Here is an 18,860-nt window from a genome sequence, read left to right as displayed (position 1 = left end):
GTGAGCCGCCGTGACACATCGGGTGGAACTCACCGCGGCTAGATCCCGCTCGTCACGTGGTCTTCGTGGATAGAGCCGCCTCGGTATGCTCATGGCCGACCATATGACCCACGACGGGCCGGTGCGGGTGCGGAGCTAGGAGCTTCTTCGGCGCAATGAAGAGATACATGGTCAGGACATAAGGAGCCGTGAACGAGGGGATGCCGGCAGGCGCGACCATCACGTCGAGGGCGCCTTGCACGAAGACGGTGGTCACGGTCGCAAGCAGCGCATAAACCATCACTTTCGGCGAGGTCTTCAGGAAGATGACGCCGACGGCCAGTGCGGTGAGCACAGGGCTGAAGCCGTACAGGCCTTGGCTGACCACGGCCAGATCAGCGCCCATGCCGATCGAGACCACCATGGCGACCAGCGAGCCGGCGGCCACGGCGATGCCCGCCGGGATCGAGGCGATGAAGATTCCAAGCAGGATGATCGCGCCGGAGATCTCATTTCCGAGCAGGTAGACCTGGCCGATGTTGCGGAAGAAGATCTGCACCAGCTCGATTGGCTGGGGAATGGTCGCCACCCCCTGCACGTAGTCGGTCGTGAGTTTCGGCGCGTCCCCGGTGACCAGAAGGCCGCCGAAGGAATAGGCGCCGGCAACCATCAGCCAGCCCGTCAGCACGAAAGGCCCGGTCGACCCCGGAATGCCCCACTTCGCGGTCAGCGTCGCGCTGAACGCGGCGGTAACGACAGTGCTCGCGGCGGCGCCGACGACGACATAGATCCAAAGCTGGGGGGAGACGGCGATAAAGGTCGGCAACGCGGCACCGACAAGAACGCCGTTGAAGCCGAAAAGGCCCGAAGCGATTGATTTCTCATCGCAATCCAGCAGCCGCGCCGTGAGCGTCGCGATGACCACGCCAATCGCTGCGCCGATCGTTGTCGCCCAGACGCCGCTGGTATAGGACGCATAAGCCATCGCCGCGAAAAACAGGATCCCGGTAACGGAATTTTCCATGAAGAAGACCTGACTGGCGCCCTTGAGGGAGTCTGTCAGGAGGTTGCTTTTATGAACGGCCATGGCTTCGGTCCTTCGGTCAACGCCAGAGGAATTCCTGTGGAAGAGTCCGCCCACGAGCCTCTTCGCGAACGATCTGCCAGAAGCGGCGCACCTCGCGACGCACGTCATAGGTCTCCATGCCCACCGCGCGCAGCATGAGGCCGGCGTCATTGGGCAGGCGGCAGACCCCTGAAATCGCCCGCGGCGCCTCGGCCGGGAAATTGGTCTCGAAGCGTTCCTTGATGCGGGCAGCGACGGGGGGCGGGGTCACGCACATGATGTTGGCGAAGGCGTCATAGCCCTGCATCACGGCCGGGTAGTCGACGGATGAATCGCCCTTCTCTACCAGGATCTTTTCCGCAAAAAGCTTGCGCCCGCCGGGCCGGCGCACGGCCACGGCCACGGACAAAATATCGAGCCCGAACCGCTCATCTGCATGATGGTGCTTGCGGCCGGCCAGCATCATCTCGCCATAGAGCAGCGTCGCGTCATCGGCGATGACGATGTCGGTCTGGTTGATGAAGCGGGAGTCGCGATAGGGAATGGTGAAGTCGGGCAGGTACTCCAGATACGAGCCGCTCTCCAGCGTCACCGTCTGATGCTGCGACGCGTAATTCGCATCCATCTGATGGACGCGATTGGCGCTCTGGGAGGTGACGTGGGCGCAGGCACCTTCGCCCACGGAGATGTCGATCTTGTACCTGTCGCCCTGGAGGATGCCGCCGCCGATCGAGATGATCGAGCAGATCGGCAGCTCCGGCATGGCCTCGTCCCAGTAGAGCGCCTGCTGCACCAGCAGCGGCGCCACGCGGTAGAGGTCATGCAGGATCGAGCGTCCATTGCGCAGCGAGAAGCCGAGGCGTAGCTCTCCGACCTTTCCCGGGCCGGCGGCGCGCATCTGGGCCGGCTCGGCCTTGAAATCGCGCAGTTCGCGCGCCGCGTCGAGGCGACCGAGTTGCTCGTGGAGCGCCATGGCGTCAGGCATCCACCTTTGCGGGCGGCGTGATCTTCACGTCGAACAGTGCCATGTCGAGGATGAGGCGGATGAGGTCGTCAATGCCTTCGCCGGTCTTGCAGTTGGTGAAGATGAACGGCTTCTTTCCGCGCATGAGCTTGGAATCGCGGTCCATCACTTCGAGGCTCGCGCCGACATAGGGGGCGAGGTCCTTCTTATTGATGACGAGAATGTCGGACTGGCAGACGCCGGCGCCGTTCTTGCGCGGGATCTTATCGCCTGCCGCAACGTCGATCACGTAGATGTAGAAGTCCGCGAGCGCCGGGCTGAAGGTCAAGGTGAGGTTGTCGCCGCCGGACTCGATCAGGATCACGTCGCTGTCGGGATACTTCTCCTCGAGCTCCTCGACGGCGGCGATGTTCATCGAGGGGTCTTCGCGCACGGCGGTGTGCGGGCAGGCCCCGGTCTCGACACCGACGATCTTCTCCTCGACGAGGATGCCATTCAGCGTGCGGCGAACCTGCTTGGCGTCCTCGGTCGTCACCACGTCATTGGTGATGATCAGAGGCTTGATGCCGAGGTCGATGAGCCGTGGGGTGATCACCTCGATGACTGCCGTCTTGCCCGAACCGACCGGACCGCCAATACCGATGCGCGTGATTTTCTTCATGAAACGCTTCCTTTGCCGACGCCGCGTCAGTTCATGAACAGGCGGACATGGGTGGTCGTGTGGTGCGCGACGAGCACGTCGAAGACGGGAGCGAAGGACGCCATTTCGTCGAGCGAGAGGTCGCGCACGGCCAGATAGTCGCCCTCGACCCGCCCCTGCGCCGTGAACAGGATGCGCTGGGTGTCGAGATGGTCGATCCGCATCAGCCGTAGCGCCGCGCTCAGGATCATCGAGGCGATGCCATATTGATGCATTACAAAGGCTTCCACTTCATCGACGCCCATGTGAGCGAGAGCGAGCGCCTGTCCGATCGGCAGGCAGCCGGCCGTCGCATTGGCCTTGATGTCGTCGAGCCAGCGCTCGAGCACGGGCGAGGGCATGATCTTCAGCACCAGCTCGGCGAATTTCTTGCCCACTCGGGTGAGCATCATCTGCTGTTCCTCGCCAACGCGACGGCAGAACAATTCGCTATCCGCTTCGAGGATCGCCTCGTAGTCGCCGACGACCGCGGCACGGTGCGCATGCAGCAGCGCGATGCCGTCCATCCGTGCCGTCTGGCGCAGGATGAGGTCGACATATTTCAGCAGGCTCTCCGGATTGGTCACCACGCCGGTTTGCAACGCGGATTCCAGCCCGTTGGAGAAGGCGAAAGACCCGATCGGCAAGGTTGAATCGGAGAATTGCAGCAGGCGCGCGAGATGCACCATACCGGAAGGACCGCTGCCCTTTGCCTTGCCTCCAGCCGCCATCACTTCACCGGCGAATGCGAGTGGCCGTGAGAATGCGAATGATCATGATGATGATCGTGGTCATGATCATGATGGCCGTGATCGTGCCCGTGCGAATGATCATGGGCATGACCGGGATGATGATGATGCGGCGTCGCATCGGCGCCGGCGAACAGCAGACGTACTTCGCGGGCATCGAGCTTGGCGGCGATTTCCTCGCCGGGCGCGAAATAGGTCTTTACGTGCTCGTAGGCGTGGGTGCGCATGACCGAGGCCATCACCTTCTGATCCACGGAAAGCGGCACGTAGACGGTCGAGCCCTTGATCACGGCCGGCCAGTGCTGGTTGCCGAGGCCGTGGCCCAGCTCGAAACAGGTGCGCAGAATTTCGAGCGGCGACAGCTTTTCGATGTTCTCCAGTTCGATGACCAGCACATCCTTGAGTGCGATCCGAGCGACGACGATGACCTTGGCCGCCTCGTCGTAATGCAGCACATCACCATCGTGCAGATGCTCGGAGCGCGGCAGCGAGATGGCGAGTTCCATGCCGCCTTCGCTCTCCTTGCGCAGGCGATTCTTGGGCGCTTCCCACTGTTCAAGCACCAGACGATCCACAACGGCGAGCCGTGACCGCTCCTGCCAGATCGGATCGCGGAGATTACCGAGCGTGTTCTCGACGAGAATCATATGTGCCTCCAAGGGGCTGGCATCAGGCGCGACGCAGTTGCGTCGCGGCGCCAAGTCCGAGCCATGTGACGCTATAGCCGATGACGAGACTGGCGATGACGTAAAGAAAAGAAAGACCCAGCTGACCGGGCGTGACCATCTCGGAATAGGCTCCGTAGATGAAGGTCGAAAAGGTCGACATTCCACCACAGAAGCCGGTCGACACCAGCAGTGTGACGTTGTCCGAGGCGCGACGTGCCTGATGGAGGCCGAATACGAGGCCGAGCAGGAACGACGCAAAGATATTCGCGGCAAAGATGTCGACCGGAAAGGCGACGCTGTAGCGCCCCATCAGGAGCATGGAGAGCTCGCGCGTGATCGCCCCGAGACCGCCGCCTACGAAGATGATGATGACCGGCAGCCACATCGCCGTGCCCTACACTCTCGCCAGCGCCACGCCGGCCGCCGCGGCGAGAAGGCCCGCCCCGACCGAGGTGACGAGATAGACGATGGCGAGCGCATGCCGCCGGGCTGCCGCCATCTGTACCGCGTCGAGTTGCATAGTGCTGAAGGTGGTGTAGCCGCCCAGCACGCCGGTCAGCACCAGTGACGAGATGACGTCGCCGTAGCGATGTTCCCAACCCAGCGCCAGCGATGCGGAAATATAGGCAATCACGAAGGCGCCGGAAACATTGATGAAGAAGGTGCCGACCTTGAACGGCGTGCCGATGTGCCTCTCTACAAGCCGGCCGACCTGCCAGCGCAGCAGGGAGCCGACGCCGCCCCCCAACCCCACCCACACGATGTCGATTACGTCCATCGGCCCCGGGCCACCAAGTTGGTGTGGAGGGGCTCGCCCCCTCCACAATCCGATGCGAGGCTCAGCTGAAGAAATAGAGCTGGCTGAGCGGGAGGCGCGTCGCCGGCTCGATCGTGGCATGCGTACCATCGACCGTAACGGCGAATGTCTCGGGATTGACCTCGATCACCGGCATGGCGGTGTTGCGGACCATCGAACTCTTGGTGATCGTGCGCGTGCCATAAACCGGAACCACCTGCGACTTCAGCTCATAGCGCTCCACGATGCCGTCCTCAACGGCGGCATGCGAGGTGAAGGTCACGCGGGTCTTGGGCAGGGCAGAGCCCATCGCGCCGAACATCGGCCGGTAGATCACCGGCTGAGGCGTCGGCAGCGAGGCGTTCGGATCGCCCATCAGTGCCCAGGAGATCATGCCGCCCTTGATGACCATCTTCGGCTTGGCGCCGAAAAACGCCGGCTCCCACAGCACGAGGTCGGCCATCTTGCCGATCTCGATGGAGCCGATCACGTGGGACACGCCTTGCGCAATGGCGGGGTTGATCGTGACTTTGGCGACGAAACGCAAAACGCGTTCATTGTCATTACCCGAGGCGTCGCCCTGATAGGCGCCCCTGCGCTGCTTCATCAGGTCGGCGGTCTGGATCGTCCGAGTCCAGTTCTCGCCGATGCGCCCCATGGCCTGGCTGTCGCTGGAGAGGATCGAGATCGCCCCGAGGTCGTGCAGCACGTTCTCGGCCGCGATCGTTTCGGCGCGCACCCGGCTCTCGGCGAAGGCAACGTCGGTCGGAATCTTCGGGCTGAGATTGTGACAGATCATCGTCATGTCGAACAACTCGGCCTGGGAGTTGATCCCGTAAGGCAGGGTCGGATTGGTCGAGCTCGGGATAACATTGGACAGACCCGCTACCCGGATGATGTCCGGTGCGTGACCGCCGCCGGCGCCTTCGGTGTGGTAGGTGTGGATCGTGCGCCCCTCGAACGCGGCGATCGTGTTCTCGACGAAGCCGGCTTCGTTCAGCGTGTCGGTGTGGATGCAGACCTGGATGTCGTAATTGTCTGCGACCGTCAGGGCGTTGCGGATCGCGGCCGGTGTCGAGCCCCAGTCCTCGTGGATCTTGAGGCCCGCCGCACCGGCGCGGATCTGCTCCTCCAGCGGGACGGGCGCCGAGCCATTGCCCTTGCCCAGTACGCCGGCATTCACCGGCCAAGCGTCGAACGAGCGGAGCATCATCTCGATGTTCCAGGTGCCGGGCGTGATCGTGGTACCGTTGGTCCCGTCGCTCGGCCCGATACCGCCACCGAACACAGTGGTGACGCCGTTCGAAAGTGCGGCCTGCGCCTGCTGCGGCGAGATGTAGTGGACGTGGGCATCGATCCCGCCCGCGGTCAGGATCAGGTGCTCGCCTGAAATGGCATCCGTACCCGGGCCAAGTGCAAGGCCCGGCGTGACGCCCGACATGGTGGACGGATTGCCGGCTTTGCCGATGGCACAGACGAGCCCGTTCTTGATGCCGACATCGGCCTTGATGACGCCCTGGACGGCGTCGAGGAGGGTCACGTTGGTGATGACGAGATCGGGAGCGCCCGCCGCGCTGGTGAGTTCGTTGTCATACCCCATGCCGTCGCGCAGCGTCTTGCCGCCGCCATAAACGGCCTCTTCTCCGTAGATCCGCAGGTCCTTTTCGATCTCGATATAGAGATCGGTATCGCCGAGACGGATCTTGTCGCCGGTCGTCGGCCCGTAAAGGTCCGAATATTGCTGCCTCGAGATCTTGGCCATCTCAGATCCCCATTCCCTGACTGTTGGTGCGCATCACGACTTGGTCTTGAAACCGTAGCGCTGTGCGCGCTCGAGAGCGTCCGTCAGACGCGGGCGGTAATCATTGTAGTTCTCGTCGCCGACCCAGCCGTCGACGAGACCATTGAAGCCAATCACCCGCTGCTTGCCCTGGTAGGGAACGAGCACCACTTCCTTCTCGTCACCCGGCTCGAAGCGCAGCGCCGTGGTGGCGGGAATATTAAGCCGCTTGCCGAACGCCTGTGCACGGTCGAATTCGAGCGAGGCGTTCACCTCGAAGAAGTGGAAATGCGATCCGACCTGGATCGGGCGATCGCCGGTGTTTCGGACTTTCAGGGTGGTGGTTGGATAACCCGCATTAATCTCAATATCGCCCTTGCCGAGCACGAGGCCGCCGACGGGGGTCTTAGCCTGGTCATTGCTCATGTGAAGCTGCTCCGCCGCCGCTACTTGATGGGATCGTGGACCGTGACTAGGCGACTACCGTCGGTGAACACGGCTTCCACCTGCACATAAGGGATCATTTCGGCGACACCTTCCATAACGTCGTCGCGGGTGATCGCCTTGCTGGCCAACTCCATGACCTCCTCGACGGTCTTGCCGGCGCGCGCCCCATCGAGTGCCGCGACGGAGATGAGAGAGACCGTCTCAGGATGATTGAGCTTCAGTCCCTGATCCTTCCGCTTCTGCGCAACCTGGGCAAGCGTGTAGATCAGGAGCTTGTCGATTTCTCGCGGGGTAAAATGCATGGGCGAATTCCTCGACGAACACGGTCTTCCGACCATGTCCTGATGACAGGCCGGATCGATCTGCGGGATCGTGTCTTGTGATAACAGCGACCCCTACGACGACACCAGCATTAACTGGCGACGCCGATAAATTATCAAGATAGAAGATAAATAGCCGGCATTTACGGCAGGGTGGGCGATAGATTTCGACTGAGGAGAGGGGTGTCGATCCCTTGCCAGATGCCGGTTTCCGCTGGAGAGGCTATTCCGAGCCAAGATGGACGTGGCGGTGGCGATGCACATGCGCGTGTTCATGGATTTCTGCCGCCACCAGGCGTCCATGCCGCACCAACATTGCGCGTGTCGCCAGCTCCGCGACGAACGCGTCGTCATGCGAGACGAGGAGCAGCGCGCCCTCATATTCGTGGAGCGCTTGCCGCAGCCGCTGCCCGTTCTCGGCATCGACGCCATTGGTGGGCTCGTCGAGCATCAGCACGTCAGGCTTCATGGCGAGCAGCCCCGCCAGGCAGACCAGGCGCTTCTCACCCCCCGAAAGACGATGATTGATCCGTTCGGCGAGCGGGGCGATTCCGAGGCGTTCGAGCGCGGACATCGCCTGGCCGCGGGCCACTTCCTCGCTGCAACCGAGATTGAGCGGACCGAAGGCGACATCCTCGAGCACGGTCGGGCAGAACAACTGGTCGTCGCTGTCCTGGAACAGGAAGCCGATGCGGGGACGAATCTTGCGGAAGTCGCGCTCGGTCGTGCACGCCTCGCCGAACAGGCGGATGCGGCCGGCACCGATGGGCTCCAACCCGATGATGCTGCGCAGCAGGGTTGTTTTGCCGGCGCCGTTCGGGCCGATCAGGGCGAGGCGCTCGCCATGCGACAGCGTGAGATCGACGCCGGTCAGCACGGTCTTTCCGGCGCGGGTGACGGTGAGGTCGATGAGATCGATGAGCGTGTTCATAACCGGTCGATCACCAAAGCCAGGAGAGCCGCGCCCGAAACCAGCGCGAAGGCGACCCAGTCGCGTTGTCGCGGCGAGGCAAGCGACGAATAGGGATAATGCCCGGCATAGCCGCGGCAAAGCATGGCCTCCTCGACACGGGAGGCGCGTTCGAGCGCCCGCACGAGGATCATCCCGAGCAGATTGCCGTAGCTGTTCCAGGTGTGCCGGTTGGAGCGGGGATGGAAGCCGCGCGCGCGCATGGCCTCGCCCAGGCGGCGCGCCTCTTCGCGAAGGAGGGTGGCGTAGCGGGCTGTCGTCACGAACAGGCGGCAGAGCCGCTCCGGCACGCCCAGGGCACGCAGCGCCGCACCGAGCCGTTCCGGCTCGAGGTCGCCGAGAAGCGCCAGCAATACCAGCGCCGAAGCCGATACTTTGAGCGCGATGAGCCCGGCGCGCCAGAGGCCGGTGCCGCTCACGCTCAGCGGACCGATGGTGGCGATGCTCGGGCCCGCCACGGTGAAGGGCAGGGTCGCGAACAGGAGCAGCAGGAAGCCCTCGACATGCAGCAAACGGCGCCAAAGCCGCGGATCGGGGCGACTGAGCAGCGCGACGAGAGCCGCGACGACGAGGGCGGCGGCGGCGACCGGCAATGTCCGCAACAGCGAAATGGCCGCGACGGCGACAACCGCCGCCACGAGGCGCAGCCGGGGATCGCCGGGCGCGGTCAGCGACGCCCCCGCCGCGCCCAGAGGCCGATGCCGGCGAGCCCGATGATCAGAAACACGCCGGACATCGCGTCCGTGTAGCGCAAGCGGGAATCCATGACCTCCATGCGCTCCATCAGCGGCTCGATCTCTCTCTGCACGGCGACGGAGACCAGCGCCGCCAGCCGGGCGTCGTCGCCCGCCGGGACGAGCGGGGCGCCGGCCGGCGCGGCTGTCGCAGGCGGCGCAGCGGCCGCCCCGGTCGTGAAACGCTCCGCCGACAGCGTCGCGGACGCAATGTGCGCCTCCTGCGTATCGACGGTGACGGTCACATCCGTCTCCATCGCGGGCGGAAGATCGAAGGCGAAGCGGCCTTCGGCATCCGTACGGCCGGAGGCGAGGACGGTGCCGGCGGGATTCTTCGCCACCCATGGGCTGCCGTCCGGCCGCCCGCCGCCGATGAAGAAGGCATAGCCGCGGACGGAGGCGCCCTCGACGGTGGCGAACACTTTCAGCTTGTGTGCCGCCGCCGGCGACACGGCCGCGAGTGCGACCAGCAGCGCGACGGACAGCCGCCTCATGGCGCCACCGGTCGCAACGCGTCCGGTTGCACGCGGGCGAGGAACGCCACGATCGTCGCGGTGACGAACCCCTCCCCGATCATCAGCGGCACATAGGTCGCGACCAGCACGGTGGCGACGGGCGTGTAATCGGAGGAGGAGAGGGCAAGCGACAGTGCCACGAGCAGGCCGGTGCCGGCGACGGAAAGCGCGCCGACGAGGCCGGCCAGGGCTGCGCGGGTCGTGGCGTGACCGGCCTTGCGTAGCGCCGGCCCGAGCAGCAGGGCGGACAGCACCCCCGGCAGGGCGATGTTGACGGTGTTGACGCCGAGGGTCGTCAACCCGCCGAAGCCGAACAACAGTGCCTGCAGCAGCAGCACGACCAGCACCGCCGGAAAGGCGGCGACGCCGAGCATGATGCCCATCAGCCCGCTCATCAGCACATGCACGCTGGACGGCCCCACGGGAATGGAGACCAGCGAGGCGACGAAAACCGCCGCAGCGAGGAGGCCGGCCCGTGGAATGAGGCGATCGTCCAGGCGACGCAGACCCAGCCCGACTCCCGCGGCGGCGACGGCGGCGCCAGAGATCAGCACCGGCACGGACAGGATGCCGTCGGGAATGTGGGCCATGCGGGTCGCTCAGCGCGCGGTCGGCATGTCGGTCGCCTTCACCCAGATGAGGCCGCCCTGCTCGATCGGGACATCCTTGCCGTCCGGTGACTTGCCCGGCTCATCGCCTTCGACCAGCGCGGCGAAGCCCCACCAGCCGCCACGCGGCATGGCATAGGAAAACGTCCCGTTCGCGTCGGCCTTGATCACCTGCGTGATGAAGGCATCGTTCGGGGCTTTCACCGTCCCGTCATTGACGAACTCGACTTCGACCTCGGCGAAGGGCACCGGCTTGCCCTGCTTCAGGACGACGCCGGAGAAGAGGTTTCCGGTCCACAGCCCGGTCGGCCGGGTGAGCGCACGGATCTCGACCGGCAGCCCTACCAGCTCGTCCCACCCTTCGCCGGAGGCGAATCCGTCGACGAGCACCTTGGCGTAGTGAATGATCAGCTTGTTTTCGGCGGGCTCGAAATAGGATTGCGGCTCGACATAGAAGATCGCGGCGCCCGGTTCGTTTACATCATGCGTGAGGGTCCAGCCGGCGGATCCGCCAGCGGGCTTCTCGACAAGCGCGGCCGAAAGATCGGTCTGCCGGCCGGCCGAGAGCACGCCCACCCGCACCGGCCGCTTCATCTCCATCACCGGACCACCCTCGAAGGGGTGCGTGAACGTCATGTCGATCGTCACCTTGCCGCCTTCGGGAACGACGTCGGCGGAAGGAATGATCTCCTGGAAATGGGCGAGCGCCGGCGCGGAACCGAGCATCAGGCACGCGGCGCACCGGCCGAATATGGCAAGAAGATCCTTCACGGCGCCTCTCTGTATGAAATTCTGTGTAATAGATCATACCCACATGCCGCCAAGGCGGGCAAGCCAGCGGCCCCGGGTTTCGTTGTACGGCGTCCGATGTCGGCCTATCCTGCGGCGAGGATAGGAGCGGCCGCGCATGCATCGGACCACCATCGCCATCGACGACGATCTCGCCGCAGCGCTCGACGCCTATATGGAGAGCACCGGTGCGGCCAATCGTTCGGAGGCGATCCGCGATCTGGTACGCCGTGGCCTGTCCGCCCGCCGCGAGGCTCCAGCCGACGCGCATTGCGTCGGCGTCGTCAGCTGCGTCATCGACCAGTCCGTCCGCAACCTCGCGGCCCGTGTCCCACGGGGGCGCCTCGACCGGCATGACGAGACGGTCGCCGTGCTTTCGGCCCCGCTCGACCACACCACCTCCATCGACGTGATGCTGATGCGCGGACATGTCGGCGAGGTCTCGGCCTATGCCGAGGCGCTGTTCGCCGAGCGTGGCATCCTGCACGGCGCCCTCAGCCTCGTTCCGGTGGCCGAGGAGCGCTCGTCGCATGCGCATCCGCAAGGCTCGACCCATGAGCACAGCCATCTGAAGGTTCTGAGCGGATTCTGAGCCGGGCCATCCTTCATACGCAGGCGACAGCGGGAGCCGGCGCAATATGCCCTGGCCTGTGGGGTCGAAATCCCGCCTTCATCTGCGGTGTTTCCAGCGTTCTTATGCGCGTTGCCGATATATGTAGGTTACCCGCCGGTAAGGCTGGCCATCGATGTGACCTGTGATGCATAACGCCCAAGAACGAGGGAAATGGACAGATTGGGTGGGTGATGCAGGAACAGGGCAACCTCATCGATACGGATGAATTGCGTGCGTTCGATGCCGTGGCGACGAAGCGCAGTTTCAGCCTCGCCGCCGCCGAGCTCGGATCGGCGCAGTCCACGGTGAGCCAGCGAATCGCCCGGCTCGAGAAGCGTCTCAACCGCAGGCTCGTGCACCGCACCACGCGGCAGGTGAGCCTCACCCCCGACGGCGAGGCTATGCTGATCTATGCGCGGTCGATCCTCGCATTGTCCGAGGAAGCGCGCCTACGTCTCGCCCGCCCCGGATTGAAGGGCGTGCTCAAGGTTGGCATCGAGGATGAGTTCGTACGGACGCGCCTGCCGGAAGTCCTCGGCATCTTCCGCGCACAGTTCCCTGATTTCGGCTTGAAGTTCATTACCGGCCGCAACGAGCATCTCCGCGATGTTCTGCGCTCGCACGAAGTCGATGTCATTTTGGGCAAGAGCCACAACGGGAAGGAAGCCGGCGCGCTGTGGGAGGAACAGCTGGTCTGGGTGGGGCATCGCTCGCTCCAGCTGGGGCCTTCCGATCCCGTGCCGCTGGTTTCCTACCTGAAGCCGAGCCTCACCCGCGACCTTACGGAGCGTGCGCTTCTGGCGAGCCGCCGCCCATGGATCGACGTTGCGGAGTGCAGCAATCTGCTGGGTGTGATTGCCGCCGCACGATCGGGCCTCGGCGTCATGGCCATCGGAAAGAGCTTCAAGAAGACCGTGCTTGAAAATGTTCCCGACGATGCTGGCCTGCCGCCGCTCGGCAAGCTCGCTTACGTCGTCGAGAGCAACGGGGCGTCCCTTGATTCGGCGGCTGGCGCGTTCCGCGCGGTGCTGAGCGAGGTCGCAAAGCGATCGGCAGGCGACGCCCGTCTTCCCTGAGTGAAAAGTTGCGTGTCTCGGTTTGCCGGCTTCAGGCGCGGCTTTTAGGGTACCGTATCGCGGGAGGTCATCGCTCCCACCACGAAGGCGAGATTGGCCGCCCCGATCAGCGCCGCGGCATGGGCGTCCGCCTGTGCCTGCCGGGCATCGAGGAGGCCGCTATCCGCGGCGGTGGCGGCGGTGATTGTGCCGACGCCGTTGCGATAGGCCGCCATCGCCGCGTCATAGGTGGTGGCGGCGGCGGCGGCGAGGGCGCTCGCCGCCCGGTAGGATTCGAGCGCGGTGCGCAGCGCGTTGTTGGCCGCGACGATCTCGGTGACGGTCAGCGTCTGCGTACGCTGGAAGGTGCTCTCCGCCGCCGCCGCCCGCGATTGCGCCTGCTTGAGCTGAGCGGCGCGCAGGCCGGCGTCGTAGAGCGGAACGGTGGCGCCGATCAGCACCCCCGAGCCGGTCGCTTGCTGGCCGATGGTCGGCAGGCCGTTGGCGTTGAAGTTTCCCTGGCCAGTGGCGACCGCTCCGGAGACGAACACCTTGGGCAGGTATTCGGCCTCCGCCGCCTTGATGCCGGCCCGGCTCGCCTGCATCGCCGAATAGCTGGCGACGACATCCGGCCGCTGCGACAAGGCGAGCTTGATTATCTGGTCGAGCGGCACGTTGCCGGCGTCCGGCAGGCGACGCTTTCCATCGTCGCCAACATGGATGCGCAGCGTGGCGTTGACGCCCATCGCGGCGATCAGCACCTGATAGGCGTCGCGCTCTTGCCCCTCCGCCTGCACGCGCCGAAGCTCCGACTGGGCCACCTGCTGGCGCGCCTGCGCCACCTCCACCGTGGTGGCAAGGCCGTGGGCGAGCCGATCCTCGGCGGCGCTGCGAATGGCGAGGCTGTTACGCAGCGTGTCGCGGGCGATGCGCGTGTTCGTCACCGCCGCGCCATAGCTGTAATAGCTGCGAGTGACGTCGAAGATCAGCTTCTGGTGTTCGCCATTGAACAGTACGTTGGCGGCGACAGCCCCCTGCTTGGCGGCATCGGCGACGGCGGCGCGCTGGCCGAAATCGAATACCAGCCATTGCAGAGCGACGGCGGACGACACGCCTTCCGCCGTGGTCTCGAAATAGCGCTGGGTGCCGACGGGGATCGGCAGCGGCTGCTCAACGCTCTGCCGGCCGCCGATGACGCTGGCGGTGATCAGCGGCAGATAGGTCGCCTCCACCATGCCGACCGCCAGCGCCGCCTCGCGCGCCCGTTCCCAGGCAGAGCGCGTCGAGGGGTTGTTGCGCTGGGCGATGTCGATGAGCTCCGGCAGCCGATAGGTGCGCTTCGCATCGAGCTCCGGCGCGGAGGGCAGCACGGCCAGCGCCGGGTTGGCCGGCACGCGGAAATCCGGCGCGCCGGTTGCTGTCGCCGGAGGCGGCGTCGCGGGCTCGCCCTGCGCGCTCCACACGCCGTCCTCGTTGCCGTTCGGCGCCCATGGCGTGTCGGCGCTGCGCGACGCCATATGCGCGGCGTTCGGCGCGCAGGCGGCAAGCCCCAGCAAGGCGCAGATCAGTAGCAGGCGCCTCATGTCGTCACCGCCGCGTCGAGACGGGTCAGCGACGTCTCCACCGAGGCTGCCGGGACGCGGGCGAGATAGACGTCGCGGACGAGCTGGCCGATCTCCGCCGTCGTCTCGCGCAGCACGGCCTCGACCAGCGGCGCGGCGCGTATGGCCGCCGGCTCGAAGGGGATGAGCGCCGTCAGCTCGGCCGCCTTGCCGATCTCGCTGCCGACCAGGGCGGCATCCTGCACGGCGTGTGGGCGCAACTCCGGCGCGAGAGCGGCGATGCGCTTCACGCCAGCAAGCGCGGCCCTGAGATGCGCTCGCACGGCGCTCTCGATCGGCACCGGCCAGAGACGGGTGAAGATGAGGTAGATGACGACATTGCCGAGCAGGATGCCGACCACCCGGTCCCAGGCGGTATCGAGCGAGGTAGCCGGCCCGAAGCCCTGGAGCACGGTGAGCAGGAAGGCGAGCGCGACCTGCACCCCGCCATAGGCGATGCGCTCCGGCCCGGTCGAGATCCAGGCACCGACCAGCACGCCGGCGAACACCAGCACCATCAGCCCGCCGACCGTCTCCAGCTGCGGCATGACGAACAGGATCGCCGCCATGCCCATCGCGGCGCCGATGAGGCAGCCGAGGATGCGCAGGCCGAGCTTGTGCACGGTCTCGCCGGTGGTGCCGAGCGCGGCGACGTAGCAGGTGATCATCGCCGTGTGGATGCCCGACCAGTCGAGCCCGGTATAGATCAGATAGCAGATCACCGCGGCGGCGGTGGTCTTCAGCGCAAAGCGCTGATAGGCGGGATTGGAGAAAGCGTCGGGGAAGAAGAACGGCGCCTTCGGTGCCGCGACGACTTCGCCCTCCGGGGCACCGGCGATGATCGCCAGCGCGGCGACGATCTCGCTTTCGGCGGCGCCGGCCGCGATGTCCGGAGCCGGCGGCATGGGCGGCCGCTCGCCGGCGTCGAGCGCGGCAATAGCGGTGTGCAGCGCCGCCAGAATGCCCGTCCGTCGCGCCGGATCGAGGTCGTCCGGCAGGCCGGAGGTCGCCATCATGAGCCGGTAGGAGGCTCGCACGTCGCGGGTGATCTGCGCGGCGTTCTCACGCCGCACGAGGTTCAGCAGCCTGACGAAGCCGGCCTGCTTCTCCAGGGCCGTATTGTCGGCGCGCAGCAGCTCGACCAGCGCCTCATGACGCGCCGGAGCGCCGCTGCCGATGGCGTCGGCGCAGGCCTCCAGCCGCTCGCGCAGCGTGGCGCGCAGCAGGCGCACCGGCGACAGGCCGAGCACGAGGTTGAACGCGATCATCCACGCCATCGGCATCATCGCCATATAGGCGGCGTAGCGCAGCCCGAAGGTCACGACGTCGGCGACCGGCGCCATGTTCACCAGCGTGAGCAGGAAGGCGAAGACCAGCCCGATCACCCCGCCGATCTCGCCGAGTTGGCTCGCCGCACCGATGAACAGGAAGACGAACGATACCAGCGCGATGGCCAGCAACCGCAGCAGCGGCACCTCCACCGTCGCATTGATGATGGGAACCAGGGCGAGCACCACCAGCGCCACCAGGACGATAAGACCGATGGCGGTGCCGATGTTCTGCACCGCGTCGGGCTTCATCAGGAAGATGACCAGGTAGCAGCTGATTGCCGCTTCCGGCGTCTGGAACAGCATCGCCGTGGCGGAGACCAGCGCGCATAGAAGCGCGATGCGCCATGTCAGCGCCGCCCGGCCGGGAAACGGCGCCAGGTCGGTAATCGCCTGCGAGAGCAGCGACCGCGGCACCGGTAGTGGCCGATCTGGCGCCTCCGAGGCGCCTGCCATCGCCATCAGCAGCGCTCGCCGCGGTGCACGATGGCGACCGCCGAAGCGCCGATGCGCATGAGGTTCTCGGGCGGGTCGATCAGCCGGATGCGCACCGGGAAACGCTGCTGGATCCGCACCCAGTTCAGCGATTTCGGCACATAGGGGAGTGCGCGCGGCAGGTTGAGGACGTCCTCGGAAATGACGCCCCAGCTGACGCCCTGCACCGTGCCGGCGATGGCGACCGAGCGGTCGGCCAATGCATAGACGCGGGCGCAATCGCCGACCGCGATGGCCGGCAGCTCGGTCTCGCGGAACGAGGCCGAGGCATACCAGTTGCTGGTGTCGATCAGCGTAAAGACCGACTGGCCGGGAGCGACGATCTGTCCGGTCGCGGTGGTGAGCCCGACCACGCGCCCGTCATGCGGCGCGCGCACCTCGGTATTGGCGAGGCTGCGTTCGGCGATGGCCAGCGCGGCGCGCCGTGCCTCTACCAGCGCTTCGGAGGCGTCGAGCGTGCTGACGAGGCTGTCGGCCGCCTCGGCCTGTTTCACCGCCTGCGCGAGGCTGGTGCGGGCATCGTCACGCGCTGTGCGGGCATCGTCGACCTGCTGCGCGGTGACGTAGCCCTTCGGCAGCAGCGGCGTCAGCCGGGCCAATGTCTGCTCGGCCAGCGCCAGATTGGTGCGGGCGCGGGTGATCTGCTCGCCGGCGATGGCGGCGTTGGACTGCTCTGCCGCGATGGTGCGGCGCTGTCCATCGCGGGTCGCCTCGGCGATCTTCAGATCGGCGCGCGCCTGATCGGCAGCGAGACGGTAGGGCTCGGGGTCGACGGTGAACAGCAGGTCGCCTTTCGCCACCTTCTGGTTTTCGGCGACCGCCAGCGTGACGATGCGCCCCGGAACGGTCGAGGCGATGTTGACCACGTTGGCGGTCAGAACGGCGTCCTCCGACAAGGGACGGTCTTCCGCCATGTCGAGATAGCGCCAGCCGGCGACGACGGCGCCGACGATGATCAGCGCGGCGATGCTGGACCCGAACAGACTGCGGCGATGGGAATAGGCGGAGGCTGCCATCGCTCAGCGCCCGTACACGGTAAGGGCGAGCAGGAAACCGATGGCGGCAGCGAGGCTCGCATAGACGGCGAGCCGCCAGGGCAGCACGTCGTCGAGACCGATGCGAATGAACAACCCGCGCAACACTACTGCCCCGATCACACCGGCGGCGGTGCAGACCAGCCAGAACGGGAAGTAGGCGCCGAACAGCGGTACCGACGGCGCCAGCCGGGCATCGCATCCGCCAAGCATCAAGGCGCCAACCACCAGTGACACCGGCGCGATCACGCCGGCAAGACGATCCCATTCAACGCGTCGCAGCGGCATTCGTCGCGTCGGCCCCCGCCAGTACCTTTCAATGTGTTAACAGCCGCGACCGGTCAAACCAAGCCGACGACCGCGCCTTCCCACAAGCCGCCTCGCGGCAGCGTGGCAGGTGTCACGCGGCGGCAACGGCCTTGAGCGTTTCGCTGGCATCGGTCGCGCCGCCATTGAGCGCCTTCAGCGGCAACACCTTCGGCACGGTGAGGGAAGTCAGCTGGCCGAGGTCGAACCTGGTGAAGTTCAGGCTCTGATAGTCGCGGATGAAGAACAGCTTGCGGTCGAGGTCCGACAGACTGGTCCAGGAGGTGAACTCGGTCGCGTAGGTGACGCCCTTCTCCGGCTCCAGGCCGGCAACCTCCATATGGCCACCCCCGGCGTTCGGATAGTCGATGCTGACACCGCGGGCGCGGTCGAAATTGTTCATCACATGCGCCAGCGTGCGCACCGCCACATCGGGCGTGGTCGCTTTTTCGGTGAAATGGGCGAAGAAGGCGGCGCGGACGAAACGCCCGACGGAGGTGTTGGAGGCCGGCAGCGCGGCGGTGGCAATGCCGGAATCCGGCTGGATCGCCTTGTAGCCGCCGAAGCTGGCCGTCGGCGCGTCGACATTGGTGAGGTGGGTATAGTTGTTGAGATTGGTGAGGTGCCAGGGGAACTCCGGTCCGTTGGTCATCACCCCGACCGGATTGTCGTAGACCGACATCTCGCCGCGGTTGAATTCGATGACCACGGCCGCGCCGGTGACGTCGTGCACCACGTAGTGGAACGGCGATTCCACGCCGCCGAGAATGGCCAGCGGCTGCAAGAGGATCGGCTGCGCGGCCAGCCCCGTCTTTACTTCGGCGACGGTGGCGAACTGCCCGAGAATCCAGCAGCCGAGATCGGAGGCCGACAGCACCGCCTGCGTGGCGGCGAGCGCTCGCTGCGTCCCGGCGGCGGCCGGATAGGACAGCAGGCTGAAGGTCAGGCCCCTATCGTTGAGGCCTTCCAGCACCTTGAAGTCATCGATGCCGAGCGGCGCTTCGGCCGTGGGGACGCGACTCGGCATGGTGACGGTCAGCATGCCGTGGCGGGCATGGAACTCGACTGGCGGATGCCCCGGAATCTCCGAGCGTGTTGCAAAGCCAACCGGGAGCCAGACGATCTGGTAGGGTAGATCGATGGTCAGCTCCAGCGTTCGTCCGAAATAAACTTTGCCAGCGAGGTCCCTGTAGCTCAGTGACGTACACATTATTGGTCAACTCCAACGACGGACACATTCGGTAGCGTCTAGTGTCGACCGTGGCAAGCCACCGGCAGCAGCTCGGCCTGCCGGGCGGCGAGCCAGTCCCGGGCGGTTGCTCCCTGGCACCTGGGGCAGTGCCGGTTGCGGCAGGAGTTGTAGG

General features: G+C 65.7%; 22 protein-coding genes and 1 pseudogene. 2 read left to right on the top strand and 21 right to left on the bottom strand.

Annotated features, from left to right (window positions below; translation table 11 throughout):
• Positions 1-52 precede the first annotated feature (52 nt).
• The 15 genes from yut to J2X65_RS25415 form a co-directional block, all read right to left on the bottom strand.
• Complete coding sequence (yut, locus tag J2X65_RS25485; protein WP_310207870.1) at positions 53-1,066, bottom strand: urea transporter; 1,014 nt, start codon at positions 1,064-1,066, stop codon at positions 53-55.
• Between the two features lie 16 nt (positions 1,067-1,082).
• Positions 1,083-2,018: an urease accessory protein UreD gene (locus tag J2X65_RS25480; protein WP_310207867.1), complete on the bottom strand. Its 936-nt coding sequence runs from the start codon at positions 2,016-2,018 to the stop codon at positions 1,083-1,085.
• Between the two features lie 4 nt (positions 2,019-2,022).
• On the bottom strand, positions 2,023-2,670 hold the full coding sequence (gene ureG, locus J2X65_RS25475; protein WP_310207864.1) for an urease accessory protein UreG: 648 nt from the start codon (positions 2,668-2,670) through the stop codon (positions 2,023-2,025).
• A 26-nt stretch (positions 2,671-2,696) separates the two neighbouring features.
• Positions 2,697-3,377 (bottom strand): urease accessory UreF family protein, encoded by a 681-nt coding sequence (locus tag J2X65_RS25470; RefSeq protein ID WP_310207860.1) that lies wholly within the window; start codon positions 3,375-3,377, stop codon positions 2,697-2,699.
• 41 nt (positions 3,378-3,418) lie between these two features.
• Positions 3,419-4,084: an urease accessory protein UreE gene (gene ureE / locus J2X65_RS25465; RefSeq protein WP_310207857.1), complete on the bottom strand. Its 666-nt coding sequence runs from the start codon at positions 4,082-4,084 to the stop codon at positions 3,419-3,421.
• Between the two features lie 22 nt (positions 4,085-4,106).
• Positions 4,107-4,490, bottom strand: coding sequence for a CrcB family protein (locus J2X65_RS25460; protein ID WP_213352825.1), 384 nt, complete (start codon positions 4,488-4,490; stop codon positions 4,107-4,109).
• A gap of 9 nt (positions 4,491-4,499) precedes the next feature.
• Positions 4,500-4,883: a CrcB family protein gene (locus J2X65_RS25455; protein WP_310207852.1), complete on the bottom strand. Its 384-nt coding sequence runs from the start codon at positions 4,881-4,883 to the stop codon at positions 4,500-4,502.
• Between the two features lie 61 nt (positions 4,884-4,944).
• A complete protein-coding gene (locus tag J2X65_RS25450) occupies positions 4,945-6,663 on the bottom strand; it encodes an urease subunit alpha (protein WP_213352827.1) in 1,719 nt (572 codons plus the stop codon).
• 33 nt (positions 6,664-6,696) lie between these two features.
• Positions 6,697-7,107 (bottom strand): urease subunit beta, encoded by a 411-nt coding sequence (locus tag J2X65_RS25445; protein WP_213352828.1) that lies wholly within the window; start codon positions 7,105-7,107, stop codon positions 6,697-6,699.
• A gap of 20 nt (positions 7,108-7,127) precedes the next feature.
• Positions 7,128-7,430 (bottom strand): urease subunit gamma, encoded by a 303-nt coding sequence (locus J2X65_RS25440; protein WP_213352829.1) that lies wholly within the window; start codon positions 7,428-7,430, stop codon positions 7,128-7,130.
• Positions 7,431-7,671: 241 nt separating this feature from the next.
• Positions 7,672-8,379 (bottom strand): ABC transporter ATP-binding protein, encoded by a 708-nt coding sequence (locus J2X65_RS25435; protein WP_310207849.1) that lies wholly within the window; start codon positions 8,377-8,379, stop codon positions 7,672-7,674.
• Entirely contained in the window at positions 8,376-9,065 is a 690-nt protein-coding gene (cbiQ, locus tag J2X65_RS25430) for a cobalt ECF transporter T component CbiQ (RefSeq protein WP_404977800.1), read from the bottom strand. The genes J2X65_RS25435 and cbiQ overlap by 4 nt, the downstream gene beginning before the upstream one ends.
• Before the next feature lie 20 nt (positions 9,066-9,085).
• Entirely contained in the window at positions 9,086-9,646 is a 561-nt protein-coding gene (locus J2X65_RS25425; protein WP_310207846.1) for a cobalamin biosynthesis protein CbiL, read from the bottom strand.
• Positions 9,643-10,257 (bottom strand): cobalt transporter CbiM, encoded by a 615-nt coding sequence (cbiM, locus tag J2X65_RS25420; protein ID WP_310207843.1) that lies wholly within the window; start codon positions 10,255-10,257, stop codon positions 9,643-9,645. The genes J2X65_RS25425 and cbiM overlap by 4 nt, the downstream gene beginning before the upstream one ends.
• Positions 10,258-10,266: 9 nt before the next feature.
• Positions 10,267-11,001: a DUF4198 domain-containing protein gene (locus tag J2X65_RS25415; protein ID WP_310207893.1), complete on the bottom strand. Its 735-nt coding sequence runs from the start codon at positions 10,999-11,001 to the stop codon at positions 10,267-10,269.
• 181 nt (positions 11,002-11,182) lie between these two features.
• On the opposite strand from J2X65_RS25415, the gene nikR reads away from it, so the two are divergent.
• Together nikR and J2X65_RS25405 are read left to right on the top strand one after the other, a co-directional pair.
• Positions 11,183-11,656: a nickel-responsive transcriptional regulator NikR gene (gene nikR, locus J2X65_RS25410; RefSeq protein WP_310200263.1), complete on the top strand. Its 474-nt coding sequence runs from the start codon at positions 11,183-11,185 to the stop codon at positions 11,654-11,656.
• A gap of 212 nt (positions 11,657-11,868) precedes the next feature.
• Positions 11,869-12,753: a LysR family transcriptional regulator gene (locus J2X65_RS25405; protein WP_310207891.1), complete on the top strand. Its 885-nt coding sequence runs from the start codon at positions 11,869-11,871 to the stop codon at positions 12,751-12,753.
• 44 nt (positions 12,754-12,797) lie between these two features.
• On the opposite strand, the gene J2X65_RS25400 is transcribed toward J2X65_RS25405, so the two are convergent.
• The 6 genes and pseudogenes from J2X65_RS25400 to J2X65_RS25375 all read right to left on the bottom strand — a co-directional run.
• Positions 12,798-14,315, bottom strand: coding sequence for a TolC family protein (locus tag J2X65_RS25400; RefSeq protein ID WP_310207841.1), 1,518 nt, complete (start codon positions 14,313-14,315; stop codon positions 12,798-12,800).
• Positions 14,312-16,123 carry an FUSC family protein gene (locus tag J2X65_RS25395; protein ID WP_310207838.1) on the bottom strand — a complete coding sequence of 604 codons (1,812 nt, stop codon included), beginning with the start codon at positions 16,121-16,123 and terminating at the stop codon, positions 14,312-14,314. Before J2X65_RS25395 ends, J2X65_RS25400 begins: the two co-directional genes overlap by 4 nt.
• Positions 16,123-17,172, bottom strand: coding sequence for a multidrug transporter subunit MdtN (gene mdtN, locus J2X65_RS25390; protein WP_310207836.1), 1,050 nt, complete (start codon positions 17,170-17,172; stop codon positions 16,123-16,125). The genes J2X65_RS25395 and mdtN overlap by 1 nt, the downstream gene beginning before the upstream one ends.
• Positions 17,173-17,175: 3 nt before the next feature.
• Positions 17,176-17,478: a YtcA family lipoprotein gene (locus J2X65_RS25385; RefSeq protein WP_310207833.1), complete on the bottom strand. Its 303-nt coding sequence runs from the start codon at positions 17,476-17,478 to the stop codon at positions 17,176-17,178.
• 112 nt (positions 17,479-17,590) lie between these two features.
• Positions 17,591-18,706: a linear amide C-N hydrolase gene (locus J2X65_RS25380; protein WP_310207830.1), complete on the bottom strand. Its 1,116-nt coding sequence runs from the start codon at positions 18,704-18,706 to the stop codon at positions 17,591-17,593.
• A 59-nt stretch (positions 18,707-18,765) separates the two neighbouring features.
• Positions 18,766-18,860 (bottom strand): annotated as a pseudogene (locus J2X65_RS25375) (transposase zinc-binding domain-containing protein); the annotation flags it as partial.

The sequence above is a fragment of the Ancylobacter sp. 3268 genome, from assembly GCF_031456575.1.
Taxonomy (GTDB): domain Bacteria; phylum Pseudomonadota; class Alphaproteobacteria; order Rhizobiales; family Xanthobacteraceae; genus Ancylobacter.
The sequence above is the reverse complement of the archived record's forward strand: the minus strand, read 5'-3'. Positions and strand labels throughout refer to the sequence as shown.

What these genes read in the sequence shown, in the direction of transcription:
- J2X65_RS25450 (WP_213352827.1), bottom strand. Translation starts at nt 6,663, where the DNA reads ATGGCCAAGATCTCGAGGCAGCAATATTCGGACCTTTACGGGCCGACG.
- J2X65_RS25400 (WP_310207841.1), bottom strand. Translation starts at nt 14,315, where the DNA reads ATGAGGCGCCTGCTACTGATCTGCGCCTTGCTGGGGCTTGCCGCCTGC.
- J2X65_RS25440 (WP_213352829.1), bottom strand. Translation starts at nt 7,430, where the DNA reads ATGCATTTTACCCCGCGAGAAATCGACAAGCTCCTGATCTACACGCTT.
- J2X65_RS25470 (WP_310207860.1), bottom strand. Translation starts at nt 3,377, where the DNA reads ATGGTGCATCTCGCGCGCCTGCTGCAATTCTCCGATTCAACCTTGCCG.
- mdtN (WP_310207836.1), bottom strand. Translation starts at nt 17,172, where the DNA reads ATGGCAGCCTCCGCCTATTCCCATCGCCGCAGTCTGTTCGGGTCCAGC.
- yut (WP_310207870.1), bottom strand. Translation starts at nt 1,066, where the DNA reads ATGGCCGTTCATAAAAGCAACCTCCTGACAGACTCCCTCAAGGGCGCC.
- J2X65_RS25380 (WP_310207830.1), bottom strand. Translation starts at nt 18,706, where the DNA reads ATGTGTACGTCACTGAGCTACAGGGACCTCGCTGGCAAAGTTTATTTC.
- J2X65_RS25445 (WP_213352828.1), bottom strand. Translation starts at nt 7,107, where the DNA reads ATGAGCAATGACCAGGCTAAGACCCCCGTCGGCGGCCTCGTGCTCGGC.
- cbiM (WP_310207843.1), bottom strand. Translation starts at nt 10,257, where the DNA reads ATGGCCCACATTCCCGACGGCATCCTGTCCGTGCCGGTGCTGATCTCT.
- nikR (WP_310200263.1), top strand. Translation starts at nt 11,183, where the DNA reads ATGCATCGGACCACCATCGCCATCGACGACGATCTCGCCGCAGCGCTC.
- J2X65_RS25405 (WP_310207891.1), top strand. Translation starts at nt 11,869, where the DNA reads ATGCAGGAACAGGGCAACCTCATCGATACGGATGAATTGCGTGCGTTC.
- J2X65_RS25425 (WP_310207846.1), bottom strand. Translation starts at nt 9,646, where the DNA reads ATGAGGCGGCTGTCCGTCGCGCTGCTGGTCGCACTCGCGGCCGTGTCG.
- J2X65_RS25385 (WP_310207833.1), bottom strand. Translation starts at nt 17,478, where the DNA reads ATGCCGCTGCGACGCGTTGAATGGGATCGTCTTGCCGGCGTGATCGCG.
- J2X65_RS25415 (WP_310207893.1), bottom strand. Translation starts at nt 11,001, where the DNA reads ATGCTCGGTTCCGCGCCGGCGCTCGCCCATTTCCAGGAGATCATTCCT.
- ureE (WP_310207857.1), bottom strand. Translation starts at nt 4,084, where the DNA reads ATGATTCTCGTCGAGAACACGCTCGGTAATCTCCGCGATCCGATCTGG.
- ureG (WP_310207864.1), bottom strand. Translation starts at nt 2,670, where the DNA reads ATGAAGAAAATCACGCGCATCGGTATTGGCGGTCCGGTCGGTTCGGGC.
- J2X65_RS25460 (WP_213352825.1), bottom strand. Translation starts at nt 4,490, where the DNA reads ATGTGGCTGCCGGTCATCATCATCTTCGTAGGCGGCGGTCTCGGGGCG.
- J2X65_RS25455 (WP_310207852.1), bottom strand. Translation starts at nt 4,883, where the DNA reads ATGGACGTAATCGACATCGTGTGGGTGGGGTTGGGGGGCGGCGTCGGC.
- J2X65_RS25480 (WP_310207867.1), bottom strand. Translation starts at nt 2,018, where the DNA reads ATGGCGCTCCACGAGCAACTCGGTCGCCTCGACGCGGCGCGCGAACTG.
- J2X65_RS25395 (WP_310207838.1), bottom strand. Translation starts at nt 16,123, where the DNA reads ATGGCGATGGCAGGCGCCTCGGAGGCGCCAGATCGGCCACTACCGGTG.
- J2X65_RS25435 (WP_310207849.1), bottom strand. Translation starts at nt 8,379, where the DNA reads ATGAACACGCTCATCGATCTCATCGACCTCACCGTCACCCGCGCCGGA.